At 63.2% G+C, this 9,463-nt stretch carries 13 protein-coding genes and 1 tRNA gene; 3 read left to right on the top strand and 11 right to left on the bottom strand.

All coding sequences use genetic code 11. The features are described 5' to 3' along the window. The first annotated feature begins 296 nt into the window (after positions 1-296). Both HGR_RS16825 and queC read left to right on the top strand, forming a co-directional pair. The gene (locus HGR_RS16825) at positions 297-848 is read left to right on the top strand and encodes a hypothetical protein (RefSeq protein WP_138922452.1); all 552 of its coding nucleotides are present in this window, start codon (positions 297-299) and stop codon (positions 846-848) included. A 37-nt stretch (positions 849-885) separates the two neighbouring features. Next, positions 886-1,590, top strand: coding sequence for a 7-cyano-7-deazaguanine synthase QueC (gene queC, locus HGR_RS08630; RefSeq protein ID WP_006297823.1), 705 nt, complete (start codon positions 886-888; stop codon positions 1,588-1,590). Between the two features lie 9 nt (positions 1,591-1,599). On the opposite strand, the gene HGR_RS08625 is transcribed toward queC, so the two are convergent. The 9 genes from HGR_RS08625 to HGR_RS08585 form a co-directional block, all read right to left on the bottom strand. Next, positions 1,600-2,496 (bottom strand): 5'-nucleotidase, encoded by an 897-nt coding sequence (locus tag HGR_RS08625; protein ID WP_006297822.1) that lies wholly within the window; start codon positions 2,494-2,496, stop codon positions 1,600-1,602. Positions 2,497-2,591: 95 nt separating this feature from the next. Beyond that, on the bottom strand, positions 2,592-2,915 hold the full coding sequence (locus HGR_RS08620; RefSeq protein ID WP_006297821.1) for a metal-sensitive transcriptional regulator: 324 nt from the start codon (positions 2,913-2,915) through the stop codon (positions 2,592-2,594). Between the two features lie 321 nt (positions 2,916-3,236). After that, positions 3,237-3,665, bottom strand: coding sequence for a type II toxin-antitoxin system VapC family toxin (locus HGR_RS08615; RefSeq protein ID WP_006297820.1), 429 nt, complete (start codon positions 3,663-3,665; stop codon positions 3,237-3,239). Between the two features lie 43 nt (positions 3,666-3,708). Next, positions 3,709-3,948, bottom strand: a complete 240-nt coding sequence (locus HGR_RS17560; protein WP_006297819.1) for an AbrB/MazE/SpoVT family DNA-binding domain-containing protein — start codon at positions 3,946-3,948, stop codon at positions 3,709-3,711. Between the two features lie 28 nt (positions 3,949-3,976). Further along, positions 3,977-4,051 (bottom strand) — tRNA-Arg (locus HGR_RS08605). Positions 4,052-4,156: 105 nt separating this feature from the next. Beyond that, complete coding sequence (locus HGR_RS08600; protein ID WP_006297818.1) at positions 4,157-5,359, bottom strand: vWA domain-containing protein; 1,203 nt, start codon at positions 5,357-5,359, stop codon at positions 4,157-4,159. Positions 5,360-5,395: 36 nt separating this feature from the next. Next, positions 5,396-6,025, bottom strand: coding sequence for a GNAT family N-acetyltransferase (locus HGR_RS08595; RefSeq protein ID WP_006297817.1), 630 nt, complete (start codon positions 6,023-6,025; stop codon positions 5,396-5,398). 35 nt (positions 6,026-6,060) lie between these two features. After that, positions 6,061-6,282 (bottom strand): hypothetical protein, encoded by a 222-nt coding sequence (locus HGR_RS08590; RefSeq protein WP_006297816.1) that lies wholly within the window; start codon positions 6,280-6,282, stop codon positions 6,061-6,063. Between the two features lie 99 nt (positions 6,283-6,381). After that, positions 6,382-7,224, bottom strand: coding sequence for an AAA family ATPase (locus HGR_RS08585; protein WP_006297815.1), 843 nt, complete (start codon positions 7,222-7,224; stop codon positions 6,382-6,384). A gap of 142 nt (positions 7,225-7,366) precedes the next feature. On the opposite strand from HGR_RS08585, the gene HGR_RS08580 reads away from it, so the two are divergent. Continuing rightward, a complete protein-coding gene (locus HGR_RS08580; protein ID WP_006297814.1) occupies positions 7,367-8,047 on the top strand; it encodes a c-type cytochrome in 681 nt (226 codons plus the stop codon). Between the two features lie 108 nt (positions 8,048-8,155). Here HGR_RS08580 and HGR_RS08575 read toward each other — a convergent pair whose 3' ends face one another. After that, on the bottom strand, positions 8,156-8,617 hold the full coding sequence (locus tag HGR_RS08575; RefSeq protein ID WP_006297813.1) for a DUF1841 family protein: 462 nt from the start codon (positions 8,615-8,617) through the stop codon (positions 8,156-8,158). A gap of 7 nt (positions 8,618-8,624) precedes the next feature. Then, positions 8,625-9,434 carry an IclR family transcriptional regulator domain-containing protein gene (locus HGR_RS08570; protein ID WP_039853000.1) on the bottom strand — a complete coding sequence of 270 codons (810 nt, stop codon included), beginning with the start codon at positions 9,432-9,434 and terminating at the stop codon, positions 8,625-8,627. Between the last annotated feature and the right edge of the window lie 29 nt (positions 9,435-9,463).

Raw genomic sequence — 9,463 nt, 5'->3', positions numbered from 1 at the left:
TCAGCCGGAATGTTCCCGGAGTCTGGGCTGGTGGTCGCATACCTTGCTTGGAAAATCAGGGTAAACCCGCAAATGAATGCAGAATCTGACCGCTGGCTCGTGCTGATGGCATCAAAAGGTCTGTTTTTTGCTTCCGTTTTCAGCCATATAGGTTCATGCTTGCGGAAAGGCTTCGAAAAACCGAGAAAAGTTACAAATTGAGGGCTCAAGCTTTTGTGTTTGCTGCCGTTAACCGAAATACGCCAAAGGAAAATCTATTACTCTCGGGTGGCGGGTCGGGGGTGGGGGAATGAGTCATGGAACTGCCTAGCATTGATCGAACGGTATTGGAACGACCGCCTTTGTGGCCTGCGGGCGTCGAAGTCATGGTCGCGCCGCAAGCCAAGGTCGCACCGGTCGCGCCCGTTAATCAGCCTGCGCCTGACGCTGCGGCGTCGAGCCCGGGCGTGATCAACGCCATCAACCCGGCGCTGCAGGCCCAAGCCAGCGCCGGCGCCCAGGCGCAGTCTGACCCCTCGCAAGGCAGCGGCGCGGACAACTCCGCGCGCGACTGGACTTTGAGCAAGGAAGAAGCCTCCAAGCTGCCTGAAAAAGAAGAACCGCCCAAGGAGCCACTGTCCGAAATGCTGACGCGTCACATCGCCTCGGTCTGGAGTGCGAGTGCCCGCGTCGTGGAAATCTTCTTGCAGAACCAGCCGAACCAGAACCCGACGGTCCAGCAGCAGGCACAGACCCCAGTGCAGGCGACCAACCGTCAGGTGGATCCTCTGAATGCCCCTGGCGATATCGCCAAGGAAGTTCTGACGTACTCACCCACCCAGATCAAGGAGCCCGGAAAGGCTGAGTGAGTCCGATGCGGTCGCATGCATGACCTAATATCCATGCATGCACACGTCAGCACTTGTTCTGTTTTCCGGCGGCCAGGATTCCACCACCTGCCTGGCCCACGCGCTCAGCCGCTACGAGCGCGTTGAAACCATCGCCTTCGACTATCGCCAGCGCCATGTCGTGGAGCTGGATGCCCGGTTGCGCGTGCTGGATGAGCTGCGCCGCGCCTACCCGCATTGGGCCAGCCGACTGGGGCAGGACCATCTGCTGGACGTGGCCGTGCTCGGCGCGGTCAGCGAGACCTCGCTGACGCGCGAGACGGAGTTTCAGATGCAGGCCAATGGCCTGCCCAACACCTTCGTGCCGGGACGCAATCTGCTGTTCCTGACGCTGGCGGCGGCGGTGGCCTACCGGCGTGATCTGCAGGTCCTGGTGACCGGTGTCTGTGAGACCGATTTTTCCGGCTACCCCGATTGCCGTGACGACACCATGAAGGCCATGCAGCTGGCGCTGTCGCTGGGCATGGACAAGCGTCTGCTGATCGAGACGCCACTGATGTGGATCGACAAGGCCGAGACTTGGCGCCTGGCTGAAACACTGGGCGGCAAGCGGTTGGTGGAACTGATCGTCGAGCACACCCACACCTGCTACCTGGGCGAGCGCGACCATCGCCATGCCTGGGGCTACGGTTGCGGCCACTGCCCGGCTTGCGAACTGCGGGCGCGGGGCTGGGAGCGTTACCAGGCGCCTGTCTCGACCTAGGTCTTCAGCCTAGGCGTTGGAGATGCCGCTGTCCACGTGACCGGCGGGCACATGCGCCGCGGCGGAATTGACGTGGCCGACCTGATCGTCGAAGAAGAAATCGGGTTCGAACTCGCGCAGAAATTCGCCTTTCTCCAATCCGCCCAGGAACATGGCTTCGTCCACCTCGATGTTCCAGTTCATCAGCGTGCGGATCGCTCGCTCGTGCGCGGGCGCGCTGCGCGCCGTGACCAGCGCGGTGCGGATGCGCATGCTGGGCGTGCCCTCTTGCTGCAGGCGGTGCAGGGCGGCAAGCAGGGGTTTGAAGGGGCCAGCGGAAAGCGGCGTGAGCGCCTTGTCCTGTTCATGCTGCTGGAAGGCCGTCAGCCCCGAGGACTGGTACACCCGCTCCGCCTCGTCGTCGAACAGCACGGCGTCGCCGTCGAAGGCGATGCGCACTTCGGTTGGGTGCCGGTCCGCCGCCCGCGCGGAGTGGGTCGCGACGGTGGCTGCCGCGAAGCCTTCGCTCAAGGCGGCGCGCACATCCTGCGGATTGGCTGACAGAAACAGGTTGGCCCGCAGCGGTTTGAGGTAGCGCCAAGGCGATTGACCGCGCGTGAAGCTGCCCCGCACGATGGGTAGGCCGTAATGTTGCGCGGAGCGAAAGACCCGCATGCCCGAGACCGGGTCATTGCGAGACAGGATGGCGACTTCGACCCGTTGCGCTTGCGCATCATTGAAGGCCAGCAGCTTGCGCACCATGGAGAACGCGACGCCTGGCTTGGCCGGGACGTCAAGTTTCTCGAGCTGCAATTTCATGTAGGCCCGGTCGTCGCTCTGCTCGAAGAGGGTGTTCTCTTCTTCGAAGTCAAAGAGGGCGCGCGACGAAATCGCCACGACGAGTTTGCCGTTCAGGGTATTGGCCATGCAGGCATTCTATGCAGCGGCGAACGCGCCGCTGCCGGGATGGCAGGTCTACTTGCTGGGCAGACTTGCAGGGAATGTTTTTGCCGCCCCGCGGATCAGCCGAATTTTTCGAGAAGTCGGGTGACCCGCTCGATGTCCTTCTTCACTCGCGGGTCGCTCTGCTTGGCGCCCATGGCCTCCTGGACATGGCAGGCAATCAGGCGGTAGAAGGCCTTGTCCATGGCCTTACGCACGGCGGACATCTGCAGCGCCAACTCCTCGTTGCTGCGCTCGGTCTGGATCATCTCGATCACGCCACGCACCTGACCTTCGATGCGGCGCAGCCGATTGATCACGTCTTTCTGGTGCTCTGCATGCGTTTGCGCCGAGCTGTTGCGCGCGGCGCTGGTCTTCTTGGTGGGATTGACGGTTCTGGGCATGGTGGCGAATGAAACCGGCTGCGTCCAAGGACGCCGAGCCGCGCTGGTTCATGGGGCCGCGCCGTGGGGCCAAGTCGCCAAAGACTGGCGTGGCGCCGGCTGATGGGCGGCAACCGCGGCAGTGTGCCGGATGTGAGCGCGAGGCACCACGGCTGGCGCCAGGCGATTTGTATGGGTTTGTAGCTTTGTATCGCAGGGGCAGTCGGCTTTCCCGCCTTCGTGTCGACAATGTGAGAGGTCGATACGGGTGGATACAAAAGCGTTTGATGCGCGAGACTGCGTGGGCGCTGTTCGCCGTCGTTAGGGCGAGTGATTCGGCCCTTATGCCGTGAGGGGTACCGGCTTGATTTTGAGCTTCTGCGCCTGTCGAGCCAAGGCTTCGTTGAGCGTCGCAACGCCCTGGGCATGGGCACGTTCGGCGCAGGCCAAGTGCAGGGCTTCCGATGCGCTGAGCTGGCTGGCGGGATCTTGGGCCGTCTGCGAGGCGCGGTGGTAATCCAGCGCGTCCAAGGGCAACAGGCGCAAGTCATTGCCGATCAATCGTTGGAAACAGTCCCAAACGCTTCGTGCCTGATCGGCATTCAATTGCTGGCTGCGTTGCTTCCAGCCCAGCACTTGGCTGAACTCGGTCATGGTCCAGACACTGGAGACCAACTCGTCCTCGCTGGCGGTGTACCAACTGGCGGCGGCCGCGCTGTTGGGCTCCTGCATCAGGAGGGCGGCAATCACGGTGGTGTCGACGTAGATCATCGGTCCGGGGAAATGACGTGAGCGAGGGTCCGTGCAGCGGGGCTCAAACGCCGCTGCGCAGGGATTCGAGAGCGGCCCGGCTGGCCGGCAAGGCCGTGCGCGAGGCATCGAGCTCCGCCGCGAAAGCGGCGCGATCCCAGCCCGCAGGCTTGAGCGTGAGCGCGCCATCCTTGCTGATCTCGGCTTGGAGCTTGGCGCCATCTTGCAAGCCGTGGCGGCGCACGAATTCTTCGGGCAGGCGCAGGACCAGGCCGTGGTCCGATTTCGAAGCTTGAAGGTTCATGGGCTTTCGGCGTGGCGAAGGGACGGTGTGGCGCCCCCGACAGGAATCGAACCTGTATCTAGCGCTTAGGAGGCGCTCGTTCTATCCATTGAACTACGGCGGCGGAGGCAGGCCATTTTATGGCCTTTGCCTCCCCCGTCGACGGCCGCCTCAGTTCACCCCCGTCCCAACCCTTCCCCCTCAAGGGGGAAGGGCAGGGGGCGTTCCATCATTTCGTCAGCAGGCGCATTGCTTCTTCCAGGCCGCGCAGGGTCAATGGGTACATGCGCTGGTTCATCAACTGCTGGATGAGGGAGATGCTCTGGCGGTACTGCCAGGCGCCTTGCGGTTCGGGGTTGATCCAGGCGAATTTGGGAAAGGCGTTGGTCAGGCGCTGCAGCCATTCCGCGCCGGCTTCTTCGTTGTGGTATTCGACGCTACCGCCGGGCTGGACGATTTCATACGGGCTCATGGTCGCGTCGCCGACGAAGATGAGCTTGTAGTCCTTGTTGTACTTGCGGATGATGTCCCAGGTCGGGAACTTCTCGCTGAAGCGGCGGCGGTTGTTCTTCCACATGAAGTCATAGACGCAGTTGTGGAAGTAATAGAACTCAAGGTGCTTGAACTCGGCCTTGGCCGCGCTGAACAGTTCTTCCACGCGCTGGATGTGTTCGTCCATGGTGCCGCCCACGTCCATCAGCAGCAGCACCTTCACATTGTTGTGGCGTTCGGGCACCAGCTTGATATCGAGGTAGCCCGCGTTGGCCGCCGTGGCGCGGATGGTGTCGTCCAGCGCCAGTTCCAGTTCGTTGCCCTCGCGCGCGAAACGGCGCAAGCGCCGCAATGCCACCTTGATGTTGCGCGTGCCCAGTTCCTGGCTGTCGTCGTAGTCCTGGTAGGCCCGCTGGTCCCAGACCTTGACCGCGCTCTTGTTGCGGCCCTTCTCTTGCCCGATGCGGATGCCCTGCGGGTTGTAGCCGTTCGCGCCAAAGGGCGAGGTGCCGCCCGTGCCGATCCACTTGTTGCCGCCTTCGTGCCGTTCCTTCTGTTCCTCGAAGCGCTTCTTGAGCGTCTCCATCAACTCGTCCCAGCCCAGCTTCTCGATCGCGGCTTTTTCTTCGGGGCTGAGGTGGAGTTCCAGGTTCTTGCGCAGCCACTCCAAGGGGATGTCTTGCGTGAAGTCGGCCCGCAACTCCACGCCCTTGAAGTAGGCGGAGAAGGCGCGGTCGAACTTGTCGTAGTGCTTCTCGTCCTTCACCAGCGTGGCGCGGCTGAGGTAATAGAAGTCATCGACCTTGTAGCCGCCCGTCTCGCCGTCCCCCGACGCTGGGCCGACCACGCCTTCCTTCAGCGCCTCCAGCAGCGTCAGGTACTCTTTGACCGACACCGGCAGCTTGGCTGCGCGCAGGCTGTAGAAGAAGTCGATGAGCATGGGCCTTGCTCCCGGTGTAGGTGGTCGAGGGGGACCTCAGCCTCTCGGCTTGCTCAACTGGTAGTCCAGATGCGCCTTCACCGATGGCCATTCGCTGGCAATGATGCTGTAAACGCAGGTGTCACGCAATGTGCCTTTGGCGTCGGGGTGCGGGTTGATCTGGTGGCTGCGCAGCACGCCATCGAGCTTGGCGCCCAGGCGTTCGATGGCGGCGCGACTGGCCTGGTTGAACCAGTGGGTGCGGAACTCCACGGCGATGCAGTTCAAGGCCTCGAAGGCATGGGCCAGCAGCAGGCGCTTGCATTCGGTGTTGATGGGGCTGCGCTGCACGGCGCGGCGGTACCAGGTGCTGCCAATCTCGACGCGCCGGTTGTTCGCGTCGATGTGCATGTAGCTGGTCATGCCGACGGCGCGATTGGCCAGCTCACCCGCCCAGGCCGCGTCGGGCAGCACGACGGCGAAGGGCATCATGCTGCCCTGGGTTTGCAGGCCGAGGCGGCGGTCGATCTCCGCCTTCATGCCTTCGGGCGTGGGCACGCTGGTGTACCAAAGTTTCCAGAGTTCACCATCCTGAACGGCCTCCACCAGGTCGTCATGATGGCGCTGGGCCAGAGGCTCCAGACGCACGTGCAGGCCGCGGAAGGTGACGGGTTCGACAAACGCCATGGTGCTTGCTGCTCCTGAAAAAGTAAGCGGGGTGCTCAATGCTTGGCGATGGCGCGGCGTGCAACCGTTTTGCCCAGGCCGCAGCCCAGGGCGATCAGGACCAGGCCGCCGATTTCACGCCAACCCCAAGCGTTGGGCGTGGCGAAAAAGTCCAGTCCGAGCAGCACGCCCAGGCCCCAACCCGCGAGCGCGCCCATGACGAATCCGGCGGCATCAGCCACGCCTTCCTTGAATGCTTGGCGAAATTGGGGGCTCATGGGTCTTCCTTGGTGGGTTCGTGGTGGGGTGAGGCCCGTCCGGGCATGTTTGCGCCCTGGGCTGTCCGACCCCGCTTAGGGTGGTCGGACAGGGCTGCTTCAGCGGTTGTGGCGCTGCATGAAGACGAGTTTTTCGAACAGGTTGACGTCCTGTTCGTTCTTGAGCAGCGCGCCGGCCAGCGGCGGAACAATCACCTTGTCGTCCTGGCTGTGCAAGGCGTCGACGGGAATGTCCTCGGCCAGCAGCAGCTTGAGCCAGTCCAGCAGCTCGGAGGTGGAGGGCTTTTTCTTCAAGCCGGGCAGGTTGCGCAAGTCGAAGAAGGTTTTGAGCGCGGCGTTGAGCAGGTCGTGCTTGAGATTCGGGAAATGCACCGCCACGATCTGTTTCATCGTGTCCGCGTCGGGGAACTTGATGTAGTGGAAGAAGCAACGGCGCAGGAAGGCGTCGGGCAGTTCCTTCTCGTTGTTGCTGGTGATGAAGACCAGCGGACGGTGCTTGGCCTTGACCAGCTCGCGTGTCTCGTAGCAGTAGAACTCCATGCGGTCGAGTTCGCGCAGCAGGTCGTTGGGGAACTCGATGTCGGCCTTGTCGATCTCGTCGATGAGCAGGGCCACGGGCTGCTCGGCCGTGAATGCCTGCCAGAGCACACCCTTGACGATGTAGTTATGGATGTCCTTGACTTTCTCGTCCCCGAGCTGGCTGTCACGCAGGCGGCTGACCGCGTCGTATTCGTACAAGCCCTGCTGCGCCTTGGTCGTGCTCTTGATGTGCCATTCCAGCAGGGGCAGGTCCAGCGCTTTGGCGGCTTCCTCGGCCAGCAGGGTCTTGCCGGTGCCAGGTTCGCCCTTGACCAACAGGGGACGCTTCAGGGTGATGGCGGCGTTGACGGCGAGCATCAAGTCCGGCGTGGCGACGTAGTTCTTGGAGCCTTGGAATTTCATGGGCGGATCATGGGTGCAAGGGGCAAGTCGGCAAATCGTGACAGCGCTCAAGCTGTTGGGGTCGCGATGGGTACGCAGGCGCGGAGCCCGCAGATATAATCGCGGCCGAACGATTCAACCACAGGCTGATTGTCCTCGCAAAATGAAGAACCTCAAGAATTTGGCGCTGGCGCTTTCTTCCCTGCTTGTCGCGGGCGTGACGGCATTTTCCGCTGCCTCCGCCTCCGCGCAGGGGGTCAAGGGGGATGCCAAGGCAGGCGAGCAGAAGAACGCCATGTGCATTGGCTGCCACGGCATCCCGGGCTACAAGGCCACGTTCCCCGAGGTGTACCAAGTGCCGAAGATCTCTGGTCAGAACGCAGCCTACATCGCGGCCGCGCTGAATGCCTACCAAAAGGGTGATCGCCGCCATCCTTCCATGCGTGGCATCGCCCAGAGCCTCACGGAGCAAGACATCGCCGACTTGGCTGCTTATTACGCCACGCACGGTCAAGACTTGCCGGTGGTGGCCAATGCCGCGCCTGCTCCCTCGGCCAAGGTCACCGAGTTGCTGACCAAGGGTGCCTGCATTTCCTGCCATGGCGAAGGTTTCGCCAAGCCGATCGACGGAGGCTACCCCAAGGTGGCAGGCCAGCCGGCGGACTACTTGTTCGTGGCGCTCAAGTCGTACAAATCCGAACCGCACGCAACCTGGGGCCGCGCCAATGGCGTGATGGGTGGCATCGCCAAGCAATTCAGCAATGCCGAGCTGAAGGAGCTGGCCAACTACATCAGCAGCTTGCCGAGTGACCTGAAGACGGTGCCGCAAAGCCGCTTCCGCTGAGCTTTCCCTCGGGTCCGCAAAAAGCCGCTCAGTGAGCGGCTTTTTTCATGCACCTTCTGCTTTCTGATTCGCGCGGGCTGCGGCGTGTTCGCGCCCAGTTCCCGATTTTCAGTCCCGCGTCGCCTTGCGCTGCACGCAGGCGATGTAAGCCTCGCCATCGGGCGGTCGCCCCGCGCGCTGGCTTTCCCACAGCATGCTGCCGAGGCAGTCCATGGTGTCGTGGTGGGCAGCGTGCAGGTCGCCGCGCCGCGCCGCCAGCAACTCCACCGCCTGTCGGATGCCACGCGGCTGGTCAATGCTGCTCTGCTCGCTGATGGACAGGTGCATGGACAGATGCAGGAAGGGGTTCATGGACACCCCGTGCGTGCCGTCGGGTTGGGCCGCGTAACCGCCTTCGTACACCTTTGCAACCGCGGTGTCCGCGTCGCTCAGGTCCGTGTGGTATTCGGGGTGTTCGTTGATCCACTGGCTCGCGAGCTGCTCGATGGCTTCCATCGGCTGACCCGCGCGGGACTTGGCGTAGACGGCGCAGAAGAAGCGCCGCACGTCGGCATGGGAGGGCTGGAACATGGGCAGATTATCCCGTTTGACCCAGGCGCAGCCGTTCGCTGAGGGTCTGCGCGGCGCGCAGCAGGGGCGGCAGCAATTGCTCCTGCGCGACCTTGGCGCTGGTGCGGTTCACCTGCCCACTGAGATTGAGGGCGGCGATGGTGCGTCCGGCGCGGTCACGGATGGGCGCCGCCAGCGACAGCAGCCCCTCCTCCAGTTCCTGGTTCACCAGGCTCCAGCCTTGTTTGCGCGCCTGCTGGATCTTGGTCAGCAGAGTTTGCGTGTCCGTGATCGTGTGACGTGTCAGGGCCCGAGGCGGGTTGGCTTCAAGGCAGCGCAGCACCGCCTCATCGTCCAGCCCAGCGAGCAGCACGCGGCCGAGGGACGTGCAATAGGCGGGTAGCCGCGAACCGATGCCCAAGGTGTTGCGCATGATTTTGTGCGTGGGCACGCGCCACACATAGACGATGTCCGTCCCGTCCAGAACCGCGGCCGAGCAGGACTCCTTGGCCTCCTCAACCAACGCTTCCATGACTGGCTCCGCCAAGCTCCAGATGGGCATGGACGATAGGTAAGCGAAACCCAGGTCGAGGATGCGCGCGGTCAGGCGGAACAGCTTGCCGTCGCTGTCCACGTAACCCAGGGTCTGCAGCGTGAGCAGGATGCGGCGCGCGCCCGCACGGGTGAGGCCCGTGCGGGTGGCAACCTCGCTCAGCGTCTGCTGTGGCGCCTGCGCGCTGAAGGAGCGGATCACCTCCAGCCCGCGCGCGAAGGACTGCACATAGCTGTCCCCAGGGCGTTGGGTATCGGCAGGTGTCTCGGGCTGGACAGGAGGCATGGGGGGAGTCAGGACAGCAGTGATCTAGA

Source organism: Hylemonella gracilis ATCC 19624 (assembly GCF_000211835.1).
GTDB lineage: Bacteria > Pseudomonadota > Gammaproteobacteria > Burkholderiales > Burkholderiaceae_C > Hylemonella > Hylemonella gracilis.
Note: the sequence above shows the minus strand (reverse complement) of the source record. Positions and strands in the feature narration are given on the sequence as shown.

Coding starts and splice junctions, on each gene's coding strand:
- HGR_RS16825 (WP_138922452.1), top strand. CDS start 297: ATGGAACTGCCTAGCATTGATCGAACGGTATTGGAACGACCGCCTTTG.
- queC (WP_006297823.1), top strand. CDS start 886: ATGCACACGTCAGCACTTGTTCTGTTTTCCGGCGGCCAGGATTCCACC.
- HGR_RS08625 (WP_006297822.1), bottom strand. CDS start 2,496: ATGGCCAATACCCTGAACGGCAAACTCGTCGTGGCGATTTCGTCGCGC.
- HGR_RS08620 (WP_006297821.1), bottom strand. CDS start 2,915: ATGCCCAGAACCGTCAATCCCACCAAGAAGACCAGCGCCGCGCGCAAC.
- HGR_RS08615 (WP_006297820.1), bottom strand. CDS start 3,665: ATGATCTACGTCGACACCACCGTGATTGCCGCCCTCCTGATGCAGGAG.
- HGR_RS17560 (WP_006297819.1), bottom strand. CDS start 3,948: ATGAACCTTCAAGCTTCGAAATCGGACCACGGCCTGGTCCTGCGCCTG.
- HGR_RS08600 (WP_006297818.1), bottom strand. CDS start 5,359: ATGCTCATCGACTTCTTCTACAGCCTGCGCGCAGCCAAGCTGCCGGTG.
- HGR_RS08595 (WP_006297817.1), bottom strand. CDS start 6,025: ATGGCGTTTGTCGAACCCGTCACCTTCCGCGGCCTGCACGTGCGTCTG.
- HGR_RS08590 (WP_006297816.1), bottom strand. CDS start 6,282: ATGAGCCCCCAATTTCGCCAAGCATTCAAGGAAGGCGTGGCTGATGCC.
- HGR_RS08585 (WP_006297815.1), bottom strand. CDS start 7,224: ATGAAATTCCAAGGCTCCAAGAACTACGTCGCCACGCCGGACTTGATG.
- HGR_RS08580 (WP_006297814.1), top strand. CDS start 7,367: ATGAAGAACCTCAAGAATTTGGCGCTGGCGCTTTCTTCCCTGCTTGTC.
- HGR_RS08575 (WP_006297813.1), bottom strand. CDS start 8,617: ATGTTCCAGCCCTCCCATGCCGACGTGCGGCGCTTCTTCTGCGCCGTC.
- HGR_RS08570 (WP_039853000.1), bottom strand. CDS start 9,434: ATGCCTCCTGTCCAGCCCGAGACACCTGCCGATACCCAACGCCCTGGG.